The sequence below is a fragment of the Sphingomonas azotifigens NBRC 15497 genome, from assembly GCF_002091475.1.
Taxonomy (GTDB): Bacteria; Pseudomonadota; Alphaproteobacteria; order Sphingomonadales; family Sphingomonadaceae; genus Sphingomonas; species Sphingomonas azotifigens.
In genome coordinates, this window is sequence record NZ_BCTR01000052.1 from 1 (window position 1) to 17844 (window position 17844).

Annotated in this window: 12 protein-coding genes; 5 read left to right on the plus strand and 7 right to left on the minus strand. The window is 65.8% G+C overall.

What is annotated here, in order from left to right; translation table 11 throughout:
- Positions 1-81: 81 nt before the first annotated feature.
- Positions 82-981 (minus strand): methylenetetrahydrofolate reductase, encoded by a 900-nt coding sequence (gene metF / locus SAZ01S_RS16450; RefSeq protein WP_084583373.1) that lies wholly within the window; start codon positions 979-981, stop codon positions 82-84.
- 14 nt (positions 982-995) lie between these two features.
- Positions 996-1946 (minus strand): ArsR/SmtB family transcription factor, encoded by a 951-nt coding sequence (locus SAZ01S_RS16455; protein ID WP_084583374.1) that lies wholly within the window; start codon positions 1944-1946, stop codon positions 996-998.
- A 116-nt stretch (positions 1947-2062) separates the two neighbouring features.
- Between SAZ01S_RS16455 and SAZ01S_RS16460 the strand changes: the two genes are divergently transcribed.
- The 3 genes from SAZ01S_RS16460 to SAZ01S_RS16470 are packed head-to-tail and all read left to right on the plus strand — an operon-like array spanning position 2063 to position 3511.
- Positions 2063-2296, plus strand: coding sequence for a hypothetical protein (locus SAZ01S_RS16460; protein ID WP_084583375.1), 234 nt, complete (start codon positions 2063-2065; stop codon positions 2294-2296).
- Positions 2297-2333: 37 nt separating this feature from the next.
- Positions 2334-3284: an aldo/keto reductase gene (locus SAZ01S_RS16465; RefSeq protein WP_084583376.1), complete on the plus strand. Its 951-nt coding sequence runs from the start codon at positions 2334-2336 to the stop codon at positions 3282-3284.
- A complete protein-coding gene (locus tag SAZ01S_RS16470; RefSeq protein WP_010543862.1) occupies positions 3284-3511 on the plus strand; it encodes a hypothetical protein in 228 nt (75 codons plus the stop codon). The genes SAZ01S_RS16465 and SAZ01S_RS16470 overlap by 1 nt, the downstream gene beginning before the upstream one ends.
- Positions 3512-3679: 168 nt before the next feature.
- On the opposite strand, the gene SAZ01S_RS16475 is transcribed toward SAZ01S_RS16470, so the two are convergent.
- Positions 3680-6031, minus strand: a complete 2352-nt coding sequence (locus SAZ01S_RS16475; RefSeq protein WP_167693194.1) for a TonB-dependent receptor domain-containing protein — start codon at positions 6029-6031, stop codon at positions 3680-3682.
- A 265-nt stretch (positions 6032-6296) separates the two neighbouring features.
- On the opposite strand from SAZ01S_RS16475, the gene clpB reads away from it, so the two are divergent.
- Entirely contained in the window at positions 6297-8876 is a 2580-nt protein-coding gene (clpB, locus tag SAZ01S_RS16480; RefSeq protein WP_084583412.1) for an ATP-dependent chaperone ClpB, read from the plus strand.
- Positions 8877-8918: 42 nt separating this feature from the next.
- On the opposite strand, the gene SAZ01S_RS16485 is transcribed toward clpB, so the two are convergent.
- Together SAZ01S_RS16485 and SAZ01S_RS16490 are read right to left on the minus strand one after the other, a co-directional pair.
- Positions 8919-9896, minus strand: a complete 978-nt coding sequence (locus SAZ01S_RS16485; protein ID WP_084583378.1) for a 2OG-Fe(II) oxygenase — start codon at positions 9894-9896, stop codon at positions 8919-8921.
- A gap of 187 nt (positions 9897-10083) precedes the next feature.
- Positions 10084-13191, minus strand: a complete 3108-nt coding sequence (locus tag SAZ01S_RS16490; protein WP_084583379.1) for a TonB-dependent receptor domain-containing protein — start codon at positions 13189-13191, stop codon at positions 10084-10086.
- Between the two features lie 529 nt (positions 13192-13720).
- Between SAZ01S_RS16490 and SAZ01S_RS16495 the strand changes: the two genes are divergently transcribed.
- On the plus strand, positions 13721-16699 hold the full coding sequence (locus tag SAZ01S_RS16495; RefSeq protein WP_084583380.1) for a TonB-dependent receptor domain-containing protein: 2979 nt from the start codon (positions 13721-13723) through the stop codon (positions 16697-16699).
- 102 nt (positions 16700-16801) lie between these two features.
- On the opposite strand, the gene SAZ01S_RS16500 is transcribed toward SAZ01S_RS16495, so the two are convergent.
- Positions 16802-17638, minus strand: a complete 837-nt coding sequence (locus SAZ01S_RS16500) for a M23 family metallopeptidase (RefSeq protein WP_084583381.1) — start codon at positions 17636-17638, stop codon at positions 16802-16804.
- A complete protein-coding gene (locus SAZ01S_RS16505; protein WP_084583413.1) occupies positions 17635-17835 on the minus strand; it encodes a DUF2093 domain-containing protein in 201 nt (66 codons plus the stop codon). The genes SAZ01S_RS16500 and SAZ01S_RS16505 overlap by 4 nt, the downstream gene beginning before the upstream one ends.
- Positions 17836-17844 lie beyond the last annotated feature (9 nt).

Consider the following 17844-nt stretch of genomic DNA (forward strand, 5'->3'; position numbering starts at 1 on the left):
AGGGTCTCACCGAGACCAACAGAGGGTCTGGCATCCCTCCACCCCCAACCCCTCCTCCCAGGAGGAGGGGCTTAGGTTGGGTTACGCCGCCGCCACCGCCGCCTGCTCCCGCGGGCGCAGGCCCAGCAGGTGGCAGATCGCGTAGCTCAGCTCGGCGCGGTTAAGCGTGTAGAAGTGGAACTGCCGCACCCCACCCGCATAGAGCTTGCGGCAGAGCTCCGCCGCCAGCGTCGCCGAGACCAGCTGCCGCGCCGCCGGATGGTCGTCGAGTCCCTCGAACAGCTTCTCCATCCAGGCCGGCACGTCGGTGCCGCACATGGCGGACATCTTCACCACGCTGGCATAGTTCATCACCGGCATGATGCCCGGCACGATCTCGGCATCGATCCCCGCCGCCGCCGCGCGGTCGCGGAAGCGCAGGAAGGTCTCGGCCTCGAAGAAGAACTGGGTGATCGCGCGATTGGCGCCGGCGTCGATCTTGCGCTTCAGGTTATCGAGATCGGCCTCGGGGCTCGGCGAATCCGGGTGGCATTCGGGATAGGCGCTCACCGAAATCTCGAACGGGTGGAGCCGGCGCAGCCCCGCCACCAGGTCCGCCGCATTCTCATAGCCGCCGGGATGGGTGCGATACTTCTCGCCGGCGCGGGGCGGATCGCCGCGCAGCGCGACGATGTGCCGCACGCCCGCCGCCCAATATTCCTCGGCGATCTGGTCGATCTCCTCGCGCGTCGCCTCGACGCAGGTGAGGTGCGCGGCCGCCGCCAGCGGCGTCTCGCGCGCGATCTTGGAAACCGTGGCATGGGTGCGCTCGCGGGTGGTGCCGCCCGCGCCATAGGTGACGCTCACGAAGCGCGGCCCGAGCGGCGACAGCGTCTCGATCGACTGCCACAGCGTCTCTTCCATCTTCTCGGTCTTGGGCGGGAAGAATTCGAAGCTCACCGCCACATCGCCCGCCACATCGGCGAACAGGGGCGGTGCCATGGGGTCTACGATACTCATGCCGCCTTCACCTTTTCCACACTCTCCCCGGTCTTGCGACCGAGCCATAATTTCACCGTCAGCGCGCCGCCTTCCAGCGTCTGCACCTGCACCGGGGCCAGCCCGGCGCGATCGAACCAGCCGAGCATCTGCTCGTCCGAGAAACCCAGTCGCGCATGCGCATCGCGGGTGCGCAGTTCCTCGCGCTCGTGCGGTGCGAAATCGACGATCAGAAGCCGCCCGCCGGGGCCGAGCACGCGTGCCGCCTCGCCGATCGCCGCTGCCGGTTGCTGCGCAAAATGGAGCACATGATGCAATATAGCAGTATCCGCAGCACCGTCGGCCAAGGGCAGCGCATAGAGATCGGCCTGGCGCAATTCGGCGTGGCCGAGATCGGCGAGCTTGGCGCGGGCCAGCCGCAGCATCTCCGACGAGCGATCGATCCCCACCGCCTGCGCGGCCTGCGGACCGAACAGCTCGAGCATACGCCCGGTGCCGGTGCCGATATCGACCAGCGTGCCGAGCGAGCCCTCGCCCAGCGCGGCGCCCATCGCGGCCTCGACTTCGCTCTCCGCGACATGGAGCGAGCGGATCGCGTCCCACTGGCCGGCATTGGCCTCGAACCAGGCTTCGGCAGCACTGGCCCGGTCGGCGCGAACCGCCGAAAGACGTGCCTGATCGGCCACCACCCAGGGGTCGCCCGCCAGCTCCCAAGCGTCGAGCGCGGCGAGCACCGGTGCGGTCACCGCCTGCCGGCCGAGCGCCACGAACACCCAGCTGCCTTCCTTGCGCCGCTCGGCGAGCCCGGCATCGCAGAGGATCTTCACATGGCGCGACACCCGCGGCTGGCTCTGCCCCAGCACCTGCGCCAGTTCGCCGACGCTCAGCTCCATCGCCCGCAGCAACGCGACGATGCGCAGCCGGGTCGAATCCGCGAGCGCGCGGAAGATGGCGAGGGGCTCTGTCATGGGCGGGTTAGAGATATAAAGATATCTTTATATCAGGTCAACGCATCGCTGCGCGGTTGCGCGCGTTTGCGGCTCTGGCTAGCCCGGCCCCAAACCCCGTGAAGGAACCCAGTCCCATGCGCAAGCTTCTCCTCCTCCCCGTCGCCGCGCTGGCGCTCACCGGCCTGTCGGCTTGCGGCAACAAGGCGAAGAACGAAGCCGCCGAGGCGAACGAGGCGATGGCCGGCGACAGCAACACGATGGGCGAAGCGGTCGCCGACGTGAACGCAGCGGAAGACGCCGCCTTCGCCAATGCCGAGAGCGCCTATTCCAATACCGCGGGCCCGGCGGGCAACGAGATCACCGACTGACGCGTTCCTCGCCCTCCCTTCCCATCGGAGACCGTCCATGCCGCATCTTCGCCACCTCGGCGCCTCGGGCCTCGAGATTTCGCCGCTCGTCCTTGGCGGCAATGTGTTCGGCTGGACCGCCGACAAGGCCGCCAGCTTCCGCATCCTCGATCGTTTCGCCGAGCGCGGCGGGGTGATGATCGATACCGCCGACGTCTATTCGGCCTGGGTATCGGGCCATCAGGGCGGCGAATCCGAGAGCGTGATCGGCGAATGGCTGCGCACCTCCGGCAAGCGCGACCAGGTGCTGATCTCCACCAAGGTCGGCATGCTGCCGGGCGAGGGCGGGGCGAAGCTCGCCCCGGCGCGGATCGCGGCGGCGGCCGAGGCGTCGCTCCAGCGGCTGGGCATCGAGACGATCGACCTCTATTTCGCCCATCAGGACGATGAGGACGTGCCCCAGGAGGACTATCTCGCCGCGTTCGGCAAGCTGATCGACGCGGGCAAGGTCCGCGCGCTGGGCGCCTCGAATTTCCATGCCATGCGGCTGAAATCGGCGCTCGACCTCGCCACCAAGGAGGGCCTGCCGCATTTCCGCGTGCTGGAGCCCGAATATAATCTCGTCAGCCGCCGCAAGTTCGAGGGCGAGTTGCAGGACCTCTGCGTCACCCATAACCTGGGCGTGATCCCCTATTACGGACTTGCCTCGGGCTTCCTCACCGGCAAATATCGCAGCGAAGCCGACCTCTCGAAGAGCGTGCGCGGCGGTGGCATGGCCAAGCTGCTCGCCGGCAAGGGCGGCGCGGTGCTGGCGGCGATGGACGAAGTGGCGGCCGAGACCGGCGCCAGCCTCGCCCAGATCGCGCTCGCCTGGCTGGCGGCACAGGACGGCGTCACCGCCCCGATCGCCAGCGCGACGAGCGTGGAGCAGCTCGACGAACTGATCGGCGCCTGGGACGTGGAACTCAGCCACGACCAGCTGGATCGCCTCACGGCCGCCGGGGCCTGATGACCGCAGCCGACCTGATCGACCGCATCGTCGCCCAGCTCGTCCGCCGCCATGGCGGCACCGTGCGGCGCTGGAAGACCGTATTGGGCAAGGTGCGCGTCTACGACGCCGAGACGCACCCGCATTGCAACTGGTCGCTGGCCCCCAGCGGCGCGGCGGGCGATGTCGCCGCGGTGGAGAAGCTGCTCGACGAGCTGCGGATCACCTATCCGATCGTCACCGGCTGAACCCCCTCGAGCGTCATCCCGGCGAAAGCCGGGATCCATTGGGGTCTCCGTTCCGGCGCTTGCTGAAACCGAGAGGCGACTGGATCCCGGCTTTCGCCGGGATGACAAAAGCAAAAAGGGGGCGGAGCACCTGGTGCCCCGCCCCCCTTTTCCGTCATCAGGCAGCCCTTACAGGCCGACCTTCAGCGTCAGGAAGAACTGCTGCGGCGCGCCGACCATCAGCGTCTGGTTGTCGCCGCTGTTGCCGAAGCCGTTGGTACCGATCGTCGACACATACTTCTTGTCGAACAGGTTGGTGACGTTGCCCTGCAGCTCCAGCTTCCGGCCGCCCAGATCGAACTTGTAGCCGAGCGTCGCATCCACCACCACGCGACCGTCGACATACTGGTCGTTGGTGTAGGTAAAATAGCGCTTGCTCATATAGTTGGCGCCGACGCGGGCGTTGAAGCCCTGGCCCGACCACGTCACTTCGCCCTTCAGCATGTGCTTGGGCGAGTCGACCACGGTCTTGCCCTTGGTCGGTATAACGGTGCCGCCGCTGACGACGTTATCGCGATAGGTCGAGTCGTTGTAGCTATACGAGCCGAACAGGCCGAAACCCATCGGAAGGCGCACATCGCCCGTTGCTTCGAAGCCGATCGAACGCACGTCACCGACATTCTGCAGGATCACCGGGTTGCCGACGATGCCGGCGCCAGTGGTCACGCCCAGCAGGCGGTTACGAAAGTTGACATAATAGCCCGCCAGCGAGCCGGTGAAGATGCCGTTGCGGTAGCGGCCGCCGACTTCGTAGGTGTCCGATGCTTCGGGCTTCAGCTGGGTCGAGCCGCTGGTGAGCGCGTTAAAGCCCGCCTGGGTGGTGGCGAACGGACCGCTGGTCGCCGCCGACACGAAGGCGCGGGTCACCTGGGTGAAGCCAGCGAACAGCTCGGCATCGTTGGTCACGCGGTAGTTCAGGCCGACATGCGGCTGGAACCAGTCGGTCACCTTGATGCGGCCCCCGGCAAGGCTGCCCGCAACGATCGGCGTAGCGTGGTTGGTGACCGCGAAACCCTTCCAGCCCAGGCTGGCGGTGAGCTGGCCCAGGTCGATCTTGTCCTGGACATAATATTGCACCGTGTCCGTCTGGTACTTGTAATACCACTGGGTGAAGAACGGATTGCTCTGGAACTGCAGGCTGTCGCGACCCGGATCGGTGCGGCTGGACAGCGCGTAGAAGCGCCGCGCCTGGCGGAAATCGTTGCTCTCGAACCAGCCGCCGACGGTCAGATCGTGCATGCCGATCTTGGTGCCGAGATTGCCGAACACGCCGCCGCGGCGGATGTCATATTCGGTGGTGCGCAGCGACATCGGGACGCCGTTGGGCGAGCTGACATACGGCGTGTACCACAGGCCCTGGCCATGGTTGCTGTGGTAATAGCCCTTCAGCGCACCATGGATCGCCGAGCCGCTGGTGGTCTCCACCCCGAGCGAGCCGAGATAGTCGCGGCGAAGCCCGGCGGCGTTGTAATAGGCATCGTCGACCGAGGTGATCGGCGCCGGGAAGCTGGTGCCGGCCGCCGCGTTGCTCGGGGGATTGCCGGTCACGTCGGACAGGCCATCCGGACCCGGCTTGCCGGTCGTGTTGTTCACATTGTCGATATTGTTGGCGATATCCGCCAGGCGGATCGCCTTGGCGTAATCGTTCGAGATGTTGTCCCAGTTATAGCCGAGACGCTTGATCATATCGAGCGACATGTCCTGATAGTCGTTCTCGCGACGATCCGAATAGTCGAACGTACCCACTGCGCGCAGTTCCGGGGTCAGCGGCGTCACCACCTTGGCGTTGACCTGGTTGATGCGCTGCGAGCCCCAGCCCTTCCACTTGTCGGTATCCGAGTGGAGGTAGGAGACATAGGCGCGGGTGCCGCCCGGCGTCAGCTCGCCGGTGTCGATTCGGCCAAAGATGCGCCAGAAGCTGTCGCTGCCGCCGGTGCCGTTCAGCTCGGCGCTCAGCTTTTCCTTCGGGTCGCTGGAGATGAACTCGAGCGTGCCGCCGAGATTGTTGGTCGCCTGGGTGTCGATCGAGCCCGAGCCCTGCGCCACCCGCGTCTCGGCGATGTTCTCGCTGATGATCGCGCGGCTGATGTGCAGGCCGTTGACGTTGCCATAGCTCGCGTCGCCGAGCGGGATGCCGTCGAGCGTGAAGCCCAGCTGGTTCTGGTTGAAGCTGCGGATCGAGATGCGGCCGGCCCATTCATAAGCGCCGAACGGATCGGCGCCCTGGAAGTTGACGCCGGGCAGCTTTTCGATCGCCTTGAGAGGGCTGGTGCCCGGCGCGAGCAGCGCGATATCGGCCTGGGTCAGCGTCTGGGTCTGGCGGGTCTCGCCCTTGCCGATCACGACGATCTCATCACCGCCGCTTTGCGGCTGGGTGTCGTCGACGAGCGTCGCGGTGGGCGTCGTCTGCGCGATGGCCGCGCCGGCAGTAAACAGCGACGTACCGGCGAGCAGGCCGGCGGCAAGCGTACGAATGCGCATGCGCATGGTCCCCTTGGGAAAGCACCAGGCCCCTCGCCCGGCTTCGCGGCCGCTACGCGTGCCGCGTTGCAACATTCGATAGGTAACGCTTCACTATCAGGACTCTCTCGTGACACCTCCGTGACAATCTCGTTTACCCCTCGGAAATGTCCCGATTTCCCGTTGTCGACCGCTACGGCAGTACGATAGCCATGATGCAACGCGCCCCTCTTGTGTTGCTGATTTGCAACACTATCTGCTGGTCAACTTCGAACAGGGATCAGGCATGAACCTCGAAAAATTCACCGACCGCGCCAAGGGCTTCCTGCAATCGGCGCAGACCGTGGCGATCCGCATGAACCACCAGCGGATCAGCCCCGAACATCTTCTGAAGGCGCTGCTCGAAGACGAGCAGGGCATGGCCAGCGGCCTGATCCAGGCGGCAGGCGGCGATGCCAAGCGCGCGCTGAGCGAGACCGACCTGGCGCTCTCCAAGATTCCCGCCGTCAGCGGCTCGGGCGCGCAGTCGACGCCGGGGCTCGACAACGACCTCGTCCGCGTGCTCGATCAGGCCGAGACGATCGCGCAGAAGTCCGGCGACTCGTACGTCACCGTCGAGCGGCTGCTCGTCGCGCTGGCGCTGAGCCTCAACACGGCGGCCGGCAAGGCGCTGCAGGCGGCGAATGCCAAGCCCGAGGCACTCAACACCGCGATCAACTCCATGCGCGGCGGCCGCACCGCCGATACCGCGTCGGCGGAAGATCGCTATGACGCGCTCAAGAAGTTCGCCCGCGACCTCACCGAGGCGGCACGCGCCGGCAAGCTGGACCCCGTGATCGGCCGCGACGAGGAAATCCGCCGCACCATCCAGATCCTCGCCCGCCGCACCAAGAACAATCCGGTGCTGATCGGCGAACCCGGCGTCGGCAAGACCGCGATCGCCGAGGGGCTCGCGCTGCGCATCGCCAATGGCGACGTGCCCGATACGCTCAAGGACCGCACGCTGATGGCGCTCGACATGGGCAGCCTGATCGCGGGTGCCAAATATCGCGGCGAGTTCGAGGAGCGGCTCAAGGGCGTGCTCGACGAGGTGAAGGGCGCCGAGGGCCAGATCGTGCTGTTCATCGACGAGATGCACACGCTGATCGGCGCCGGCAAGGCCGAGGGCGCGATGGACGCGGGCAATCTGCTCAAGCCCGCGCTCGCCCGCGGCGAGCTGCACTGCATCGGCGCGACCACGCTCGACGAGTATCAGAAGCATGTCGAGAAGGACCCGGCGCTCCAGCGGCGGTTCCAGCCGGTTTTCGTCGGCGAGCCGACGGTCGAGGACACGATCTCGATCCTGCGCGGGCTCAAAGAGAAGTATGAGCTGCACCACGGCGTGCGGATCACCGACGCGGCGATCGTTGCCGCGGCGACGCTCTCCAACCGCTACATCGCCGACCGCTTCCTGCCCGACAAGGCGATCGACCTGATGGACGAGGCTGCCAGCCGCATCCGCATGGAAGTGGAGAGCAAACCTGAGGAGATCGAGAACCTCGACCGGCGGATCATCCAGCTCAAGATCGAGCGCGAGGCGCTGAAGCGCGAGACCGACGAGGCCTCGCGCGACCGGCTTGCCACGCTGGAAGAGGACCTCGCCAATCTCGAGCAGCAATCGGCCGAGCTGACCACGCGCTGGCAGGCGGAGAAGGACAAGATCAACGCCGAGGCGGTGCTCAAGGGCCAGCTCGATCAGGCGCGGCTGGAGCTGGAGCAGGCGCAGCGTGCGGGCGATCTCGCCCGTGCGGGCGAGCTGTCCTACGGTGTGATCCCCCAGCTCACCCGCCAGCTCGACGAGGCGCAGAGCGCCGCCAAGGGCGCGATGCTGCGCGAGGAAGTGACCGCCGACGACATCGCCGGCGTGGTCGCGCGCTGGACCGGCATTCCGATGGAGCGGATGCTGGAGGGCGAGCGCGAGAAGCTGCTCCACATGGAGGAGCAGCTTGGGCGCCGGGTGATCGGCCAGGCCGATGCGGTGAAGGCGGTCTCCACCGCCGTGCGTCGCAGCCGCGCCGGGCTGCAGGATCCGAACCGGCCGCTGGGCAGCTTCCTGTTCCTCGGGCCGACGGGCGTGGGCAAGACCGAGCTGACCAAGGCGCTCGCCGAATTCCTGTTCGACGATCCCAACGCGATGGTGCGCATCGACATGAGCGAGTTCATGGAGAAGCACGCGGTCGCGCGGCTGATCGGCGCCCCTCCGGGCTATGTCGGCTATGAGGAAGGCGGCGTGCTCACCGAAGCGGTGCGGCGCAGGCCCTATCAGGTGGTGCTGTTCGACGAGGTGGAGAAGGCGCACAACGACGTGTTCAACATCCTCCTCCAGGTGCTCGACGACGGTCGCCTGACCGACGGCCAGGGCCGTACGGTGGACTTCTCGAACACGATCGTGATCCTCACCTCGAACCTGGGCAGCCAGTTCCTCACCAACCTGCCCGACGGGCACGGGGTGGACGAGGTCGAGCCCCAGGTGATGGACGTCGTGCGGGCGCATTTCCGCCCCGAATTCCTCAACCGGCTGGACGAGATCATCCTGTTCCACCGGCTGGGCGCAGACCATATGGCGCCGATCGTCGACATTCAGGTCGGCCGCGTCGCCAAGCTGCTCAAGGACCGCAAGGTGGCGATCGATCTGTCGCCCGCGGCGCGCGAATGGCTGGGCCGGGTCGGCTATGATCCGGTGTACGGCGCGCGTCCGCTCAAGCGGGCGGTGCAGAAGTACCTGCAGGATCCGCTCGCCGACCTGATTCTGCGCGGCGCGGTGAAGGACGGGTCGACCGTCCATGTCGACGAAGGCGATGGCGCGCTGACGCTCAGCGTCGGCTGATCGACCGGAGGGGCTGCGACACCGCAGCCCCTCCCTGTCCCCTCAGTCGGGGTTCCAGGGCGAATAGGGCTTCGCCCGTATCCAGCGGGTAGCGACCCATTTCGCGCCTGCTCGGACCGGCAGCCCGGCATGCCGTGCGCGCGGGTCGGGCCGGCCGTCGGCCAGCAGGTTGTCGAAGATCAGCGCGTCGCCGCCGCGTGCAACGACGTCGATGCCGAGCTGGTCGAACCGGGTCTCGCCGCCAGCGAAGCCCTCGTTCAGATACAGCAGCACGGTCTTGATGCGCTGGTTCGCCGATCCGTTGATGGTATCCAGGTGCGGACGATATTGTTGGCCGGGCGAATAGCGGAGCAGCGATACGGGCTCCCCCTGGCCGACGTCGGTACCGGTGGCCGCCGCGACGCGCCGCAGGATCGCCTGCACGACCAGGCTCTCGCGGGTGGGACCGATCACCGCATTGTCGGAGGTCCGCACGGGATGATTCACCATGCGATTGGTCTTGGGATCGAAGACGAGTGCCGGCTGCAGCAAGTCCGCGGCGGCCATGGCCAAATGCTCGCACTCGGCCGGGGTGAGCAGCTTGGGGAGGCGGACGATGGGCGGGGCATCGTTCAGGATTTCGGGTGCAGGCAACTGCACGGGGTCGCCTTCGTCGGTGAGCGACATCGCGTCCAGTAAGGCAAGGTGCTGCGCGGCAATCACGTTCCCGCTACGCGCCGCCGCCCGAAGCAGACCGAGCGCCCGGTACCAGTCGGGCACGGTACCTGCGCCGTTGGCGACGAGCGCGATCTCCATCAGGGCGGCGGTCTCGTGCCCCGCGGCGGTCGCAGCGCGCAGCGCAGCCATCGCGCCCGGCAGATCGCGGGCGATCGGCGAACCCGCGAGCCGCCATATTGCCAGTAGATACCGGGCATCGGCTTCCCCTGCCGCAGCGCGCTGCTCGACAAGCGAGATTGCGTCTGCCGCGCACCCGGCGCTGAGGAGCGCCTCGACCGTGGACTCCAGGGAATCGGTTTTCATGACGATATCTCGATGAGCAGATGGCAACCAGCGCTAGCGCGCCAGCGAGCGCCGACCCAAGGGAATTATCCGGCAGCGGGCGCCCTGCGTTGCAACGCGGGCCACGACGCAAACGCCAGTCGCAGCGGACGTTGCACAAAAAATGGGAGGCGTAGCACGCCTCCCATTCCCGTAGCTGCCAGTTCTATCAGAACTTGGCGGCGATGCCCGTGTACATATACCGGCCGCGGACATCGTAGATGCCGCTGCCGCCTCCGAGGCCGGTGGTGTCGAGCGGCGGGTGCTTGTCGCCAACATTGTCCATACCGGCATAGATGTTGAAGCGCGGCGACACGTCAAAGTCGACGCGGATGTCGTGATACGCGACCACCGGATAATAGCGGTAGTTCGCATAATAGGGCGCCGAGGGCGGGTTGCCGTTCAGCGGGTTATACGCCGTGAAGTCGCCGACATTCTGATGACCGATCCACCGCAGGCGGTAGCCGGCCGTCACCTTGCCGGACTTCACATCCGTATTCAGGACGAAGCGGTCAATCGGCGTACCGAGATTGCCGCGATAGCGGGTGATGTAGCTGGGATTGTTCGGATCGACATAATCGTCACGCTGGATCACGTGCGAATAGTTGACCCGGAAGTTCACGAGGCCGACATCGCTGATCTGGTGCTGATAGGCGAGATCGACATCGATGCCGCGTGCACGCAGAAGGCCGAAATTGGCCGAAGACGCGATCAGCGACCCTTCGATGATGCGATAGGGCTCTTCCCCGCTCGCCGCACCGCCGGAGCCGGCGCGCTGGAACAGCGAGCAGTACGCGCCGTTGCCAGAAGCCAGATCGTAGCAGAAATTGGCGATCGTCTGCGCGTCGATCGACGAAATCGCCTCGCGTACCTTGATGTTGTAATAATCGACCGTCAGCGACAGGCCCGGCACCCAGTGCGGCTGGATGGCCACGCCGAAGGTGTAAGAGTCCGACTTCTCCGCCGTCAGGTTGGGATTGCCGCCGCTCTTGACCTCCAGAGACTGCGAGTAATTGTAGTTATAGCTGGTCGGGATACCGGCAGCCGCGCAGTTCTTGGCGCGCGTCGCCGGGTTCGGGCCACCGGTGATGTTGTCGCGAGCGCAGGGATCGGCAAAGCCCGGGGCAAAGTTCTGCCCCGGCGGGGTGTACAGTTCGCCAAGGTTCGGCGCCCGCACTGCCCGCGCATAATTGGCACGGAAGCGGATGTCGCGGATCGGAGACCACTCGCCACCGAAGTTATACGACCATACGGTACCCGTCTTGGTATTGTAGTCGGATACGCGGCCCGCAGCCGAAAGGGTCAAGTCGCGCAGCAGCGGCAGGTCCTTCAGCAGCGGAACCCGGATTTCGCCAAATGCCTCCTTAACCGTCATCGCCGGGGCGGTGAACGTCGGAATCGCGTTGTAGAAGGTGTAGCCCTGCTCGACCAGCGGATCCTGCTTGTAGTAGTTGGTTTCGCGACGATATTCCCCGCCGATCGAGAAGGCGATGGGGCCACCGGGCAACGAGAACAGGTTGTGCAGGTCACCCGACACGAAGCCGTTCACATCGAACTGCGTGATCTTGCCGATCGAGGTCGTGTCCTGCAGCAAATAGGCGCGCTGGGCGTTGGTGAACTGACCACCCATGAGGTTGATCGGAACGCAAGCGGCCACGTCGCGTGCGAGGATAGCGTCATTGTCGACGGCAGGGATAGCCGCGCTGGGATCGATCTGTGACCGGCAGACGATCTGCCCGGCGCCGTTCCGGGCCGCGTCGTTCGCAAGCAGGAACCGCTGCTGGTTCAGGTTACCGAGAATGCGGGTCTTTTCCTGGAACTCGCCATAGTTCGCGGACAATTCGTAGCGGAAGGTATCGTTGAAGGCGCCTCGCACGCCAGCAACCGCGCGATAGGTGTCACGGGTCGACTGCTCCGCACGATAGCCGAGGCCCGTCATCACCTCACGCACCGAGAAGCGCGTCGCGCCCGTGATCTTGGACGGGTCCGAACCGCTCGCGATCAACTGCGCGGTGATCAGCGATCGCGCCTGATCCGTCAGATAGGGGTTATCGAGCCGGACACGTTCGCGCGGATCTCCGCCAAGCGTGGTGCCCGAGACAAACGCGGGACCACCGGAGCCGGAACCGTACACCACGGTGTGCGACCAGGTCGCTTCGACGAATGGCTCGAAAAGGTCGCTGAAGCTATAATGTGCGACCAGGTTCAGGTTCACGCGGTCAAGGCGCGGCTGGAGCTGGAACTGGGTGTCTTCGCGGAACGTGTTGCCGTTGCCGCCGATGAAGCTGCCCGTCGGACCAAAGCCAACGCGCTGGCCGGTAAGCGGCACGAGGTTGCCACCGGTGGTGAACGTATAGGGGCAGTTATAGCCGACGCCATTCGGCCCCACTCCGCAGTTCAGCGGCGAGTTGGTGCCACCAAAGCGCACCACGCCCGCATTGGTGTACCCCGCATTGCGGACGTCATGATAGAGAATGCGTTCCGGCGTGCTGGCGGTGCCGCTGCCTGGCTGGAGGACCTGAATGAAGGCGGCATTGTCCGCGACATATTTGCGGCCGCTGCCGAAATACTGATCCTGGTGCGCGAACTCGGCGTTGACGGCGACATTGCCGCGGCCTTCGCTGAAATTCTTGCCGGCGAGCACGCTGACGAATTGTGACGCGGCATCACCATAGGTGCTGACGCCCGATTGGGCACGCGCCTGCAGACCCTCGAAATGATCCTTCAGCACGAAGTTCACGACGCCGGCGATTGCGTCCGAGCCATATACCGCCGAGCTACCACCGGTGACGATGTCGACGCGGTCGATGAGATCGGTCGGGATGGTATTGGTGTCGACCGAGACGCCCGAATTGAGGATGTCGCTGGCGACATGCCGGCGACCGTTCACGAGCACCAGCGTACGCGAGGTGCCAAGCTGACGAAGATCGAGCAGGTTCAAGCCCGCCGTGCCGAGGAAGCGCGTCGAGTTCGACTGGCTGAACGTCGAAGCAAGCTGCGGCAGCTGGTTCAGCTGGTCGCCGATCGATACCTGACCGGACTGAAAGAACTCTTCGCCGCGCACGCTGGTGACCGGCACGACCGAGGTCAGATTCGGATTCGCGATACGCGAACCGGTGACCACGATGTCCTGTGTGGCGGGCTGAGCCTGCTGGGTGGAGGTGCTGGGAGTCGTTTCCTGCGCCTGCACCGGCACCGCGGCGACCACGCCTACGCTCGCCAGAATCAACGCCGACAGCGCCGACCCGGCGCGCAGGTTCTTTTGGTTATTATTCATCAATTGTCCCTCGGTTGCCCCGACGGCGCCCCACCCGCCGGGGATGTCTCCCCACGTTCCCGGCATAGCCCCATGCAAGCCAGGAAGTGCTGCTTGCTAGGAAGCAACCAAGGAAGGAAACTGTAAAGCCACTGACACATTCGGACGCACGCTTTCTGTGACGTGTCGCCAAAGCGCAACACCTGCGATCGATAATGTCTGACAGGTCGGAAAAAAGCTTACGAAATATCAATGCCGGCGGCACCGTTGCTCACGAATCGAGCAGATTTGAAAGATATTGATATTTTTCGGCGATGCCGCACCGCAACATTTTTAGGCCAGGCCGGGCGGCGCAGACAGATTTGGGGCCTCGGCTGTGTTATTTTAGATACACTATTGTGCAAATGGCCCGCGCGCGGCTTTACAGCCGGGTGCCCCCCCTTAATCCTTTGTTCAAGCTTCGCACCGTGCCGCCCCGCACGCGCTGCGGAGCGGGGAGACATTTCCGGCGGCCGGTGACGGTCGAACGGAATAAAAAGGAAAAGCACACGTGAAACTGACTCGATTTGCATCCGGTCTGCGCGCTGGAACGGCGCTAGCAGGCCTTGGCGCGGTCGCGCTGTTTGCAGCACCCGCGCAGGCACAGGATCAGACCGCCGCGGCGCCCCCCGGTGCCCAGCAAGAACAGCAGGGCGAAATCGTCGTCACCGGCTCGCTGTTCCGCCGCACCGACACCGAAACCACGTCGCCGGTCACCACGCTGAGCGTGGAAACCCTGCAGCGCGCCGGTACCACCACGATCGCCGACGCGATCCGTGGCGTTTCCGCCGACAACGCCGGCTCGATCCCGACCGGTTTCCAAGGCGGCTTCTCGGCCGGTGGCCAGGCAGTGTCGCTGCGCGGCCTCGGCGTGTCGTCGACGCTGGTGCTGGTCGACGGCCTGCGCTCGGCCAACTTCCCGCTGAACGATGACGGCCACAATTCCTATGTCGATCTGAACACCATCCCGTTCAGCTTCGTCGAGCGCGTCGACGTGCTGAAGGACGGCGCATCCTCGACCTACGGCGCCGACGCGATCGGCGGCGTGGTCAACATCATCCTGAAGAAGCACATCACCGGCATCCAGGGCGGTGTCGAGGGCGGCGCAGCGGGCAAGGGCTATGCCTCGCGCATCCGCAGCTACTTGACGGCCGGCTATGGCGACTATGAGGCGACCGGCTGGAACGTGTACCTCAACGGCGAATATCAGCGCGATGGCCGCGTTTCGGCACATGATGTCGGCTTCCCGTTCAACACCACCGACCTGAGCTCGATCGGCCTCGCCGACAACAACACCGCGGACAGCTCGCTGACCACTGCCACCCCGAACGCGGTCGTCCGCCGCGTCACCGGCAGCGACCCGAACAACCCCTTCTCCGGCGGTGCGACCGGCGCCGGCACCTATCAGCTGCTCAATCCGGCCTTGTGCAACCGCACCTACACCGTGGCAGGCGCCTCGGGCGGCACGGGCTGCGCGCACAACCTGACCGACGAATACACCCAGGTGCAGCCGTTCCAGGAGCGCTTCTCCGTCAACGGCCGCCTGAGCATCCGCCTCAACGACAATATCGAAGCCTATGCCACCGGCAGCTATTCGCACAGCCAGGTCAACATCAACGTCTTGCCGCCGGCGATCCGCCAGCGTCAGCCCTATGGCGCGTCGCCGACCACCGCGTCGAACAACCCGGGCATCGCGCTGCCGGTCTATATCTGCTCGTCGGGCGTGAGCTGCTCGACCGCTGCCGACCGCCAGCTCAACCCGAACAACCCCTATGCCGCAGCCTTCGCGAACGATCCGGCCAACGGCGCAGCGCGCATCTACTATCTGTTCGGTGACATCAAGGCCGGTACCGAGCGCGGCAACGAAATGATCCGCGGCACCTTCGGTCTCAACGGCTCGTTCGGCAACGACTGGAACTGGCGCGTCGAAGCCGTGGGCGCACGCGACAACATCAAACTCGCTTCGTTCGGCACGATCAGCATCGACGGGCTGCGCCAGGCGGTGGCGACCGGTGCCTACAACTTCGTCAATCCGGCGCTCAACTCGGCGGCGACGCGTCAGCTCGTCGCACCGGATATCGTCGCGCGCGGCAACAGCTCGCTCGCGTCGATCGAAGGCAATATCGCCCACGCATTCGCCACCCTGCCGGGCGGCGACCTGCAGGTCGCGGTCGGCGGCCAGGTCCGTCGCGAGACGCTCGACTATCCGGGGCTCAACCCGAACAAGACGAACTATGCCAACACGGCGGCTGCGTTCGGTCGGCACACGGTAAGCGCGGCCTATTTCGAAGTCAGCGCACCCGTGCTGAAGGACGTCGAGCTGACGGGTTCGGGCCGCTACGACCATTATTCCGAAGGCTTCAGCCACTTCTCGCCGAAGGTTGGCATCAAGGTGAAGCCGGTCCGCGAGCTGATGCTGCGCGGCACCTATTCGGAAGGCTTCCGCGCCCCGACCTTCGCGGAAAGCAATCCGCGGTCGAGCTATCCGGGCTTCGTCACCTTCTCGCCGCCGTGCAGCTTCGTGCTGGCCCATGGCGGCACCGCGACGTCGACAGGCGGCTGCACCGCGGGCAGCAACCCTTATGCACAGCCGTACAGCGTCGGCGGCGGCTTCTCGGGCAACCCGGACCTCAAGCCGGAAACCTCACGCAGCATCACCGGCGGCGCGGTGTTCCAGCCGATCCGTCAGCTGAGCTTCACCATCGACTATTATAATGTGAAGAAGAAGGACGTGATCGTCGCGGGTCCGGACGCCGGCACCGCACGCGCGAACTACTTCGCCGGCAAGCCGCTGCCGGCCGGCTATTCGGTTGGTGCCGTCGATGCACCCGATCCGCTGTTCCCCGCCGCGCTGCCGCGCGTGCTGGTGATCAACGGCCCGTACGTGAACGCCGGTTACTTCAAGACCCAGGGCCTCGACTTCTCGGCTTCGGGTGAGTTCAACATCGCGCCGGGCGTGAAGTTCTACACCCGCGTCGACGTGAACAAGATCCTGAAGTTCGACGTGGACTTCGGCGATGGCGTGGTCCGCAAGTACAAGGGCACCGTCGGTCCGTACGAGCTGTCGTCGGGTGCCGGTACGCCGGAATGGCGCGGCAACTGGCAGAACACGCTCGAAGTCGGCAAGTTCTCGATCTCGGCGACCACCTACTATGTCGGCAGCCTCAAGCAGGTTGCGGCAGACGAGGAATCGCCGGTCAACGGCAAGATCGATCTGTCGTGCGCCGCGGCGGCGGGCAGCCTCTACAGCTACCCGAGCGCAGCTTCGCGCGATCAGTACTGCACCGTTCGCCGCTTCATCTATGCGGACCTGAACGCGCAGGTGAAGGTCAACGACGATTTCACCTTCTATGTGAACGTCGGCAACTTCACCAACGAACGTGCGCCCGTCGCCAACTCGTCCTACTCGGGCACGAACTACCTGCCGACCTGGCACTATGCCGGTGTCATCGGCCGGACGTTCAGCGCTGGCGCACGGTTCAAGTTCTGATCCCATCCCTTCGGGGAAGATCGAACTGGGGGCGGCACTCACTCGAGTGCCGCCCCTTTTCCTTTGCGGTATCCGCGCCGCCGTGTCGGGCCCGGACGCAGGTCAGCGCGCAGGCATCGCCCCCGCGACCAGCAGCGGATCGATCCGCGCCCCGCGCCACATCAGTCCCCAATGCAGATGCGGCCCGGTCGCGCGGCCGGTCGCGCCGACCGCGCCGATCGCCTGGCCCTGCCGCACCGCATCGCCTTCGCGCACGTCGATCCGCGAGAGGTGAAGGAACGCGCTCGACAGGCCCATGCCGTGATCGAGCATCAACAGATTGCCCTCCAGCGTGAACGGCGCCTCGGCCGCCAGGATCACCACGCCGTCCGCCGGCGCGCGAACCGGGGTGCCGGTGGGCAGCGCGATGTCGATGCCCGAATGATAGGCACCCGGCTCGCCGGCGTAGATGCGCTGCGATCCGAACAGCGTGGAAATGCGGCCGGTCGCCGGCCAGGCGAAGGGCTGGCGCCAGCCATCCGCCGCGGTCTGCCGCGCGCGCGCCGCGGCGATCCGGGCCAGTTCGGCGGGGCGGCGAGCCTCGAATTCGGCGCTCGGTACCGGATATTTGGCAAGCCGGTCGAGCCGCGAGATGTTCCAGGCGCGCGGCGCGATGACGAGCGGGTCGCGCACGATCCGGCCATCGCCCAGCACCGCCTCCACCGTCGCGGTGGGCGGCGCGTCGCGATCAAAGGCGATCAGGAAGCGACGATCGGCGGCGAAGGGAATCGCCGTGTCGTTGAAGCGGAGCGCGGTGGCGCCGGACGGCAGCTGCCCGCGGGCGATACCGCCCTGCTCGAACGTGCCCGCCAGCGCGAAAGGATCGCCGCCCGCCCGCGCAGCAGGCGCACCGAAGGCCGCCGCCAGCACGCCCGCGGCGAACCGCCGCCGGTCGATCATCGCGCGAGAAGGGCCTCGGTCGCAGCCTCCGGGGTGGCATAGGCTTCCTGGCGCGCGACGCTCCAATAGCGCAGCATGTCGACGGGAATACGCTCGCCGGTAACCGCGCACAGCACATGGTCGCCGGGGGCAAGGACGCGGAAGCCATTGGCCATATAGTGCAGCTTGGCGACGCGGGCGGTGTTGGACATCAGCATGGTCGGCGC

What these genes read in the sequence shown, in the direction of transcription:
- SAZ01S_RS16460 (WP_084583375.1), top strand. Translation starts at nt 2,063, where the DNA reads ATGCGCAAGCTTCTCCTCCTCCCCGTCGCCGCGCTGGCGCTCACCGGC.
- SAZ01S_RS16465 (WP_084583376.1), top strand. Translation starts at nt 2,334, where the DNA reads ATGCCGCATCTTCGCCACCTCGGCGCCTCGGGCCTCGAGATTTCGCCG.
- SAZ01S_RS16490 (WP_084583379.1), bottom strand. Translation starts at nt 13,191, where the DNA reads ATGAATAATAACCAAAAGAACCTGCGCGCCGGGTCGGCGCTGTCGGCG.
- metF (WP_084583373.1), bottom strand. Translation starts at nt 981, where the DNA reads ATGGCACCGCCCCTGTTCGCCGATGTGGCGGGCGATGTGGCGGTGAGC.
- SAZ01S_RS16505 (WP_084583413.1), bottom strand. Translation starts at nt 17,835, where the DNA reads ATGCTGATGTCCAACACCGCCCGCGTCGCCAAGCTGCACTATATGGCC.
- SAZ01S_RS16500 (WP_084583381.1), bottom strand. Translation starts at nt 17,638, where the DNA reads ATGATCGACCGGCGGCGGTTCGCCGCGGGCGTGCTGGCGGCGGCCTTC.
- SAZ01S_RS16485 (WP_084583378.1), bottom strand. Translation starts at nt 9,896, where the DNA reads ATGAAAACCGATTCCCTGGAGTCCACGGTCGAGGCGCTCCTCAGCGCC.
- clpB (WP_084583412.1), top strand. Translation starts at nt 6,297, where the DNA reads ATGAACCTCGAAAAATTCACCGACCGCGCCAAGGGCTTCCTGCAATCG.
- SAZ01S_RS16455 (WP_084583374.1), bottom strand. Translation starts at nt 1,946, where the DNA reads ATGACAGAGCCCCTCGCCATCTTCCGCGCGCTCGCGGATTCGACCCGG.
- SAZ01S_RS16475 (WP_167693194.1), bottom strand. Translation starts at nt 6,031, where the DNA reads ATGCGCATTCGTACGCTTGCCGCCGGCCTGCTCGCCGGTACGTCGCTG.
- SAZ01S_RS16470 (WP_010543862.1), top strand. Translation starts at nt 3,284, where the DNA reads ATGACCGCAGCCGACCTGATCGACCGCATCGTCGCCCAGCTCGTCCGC.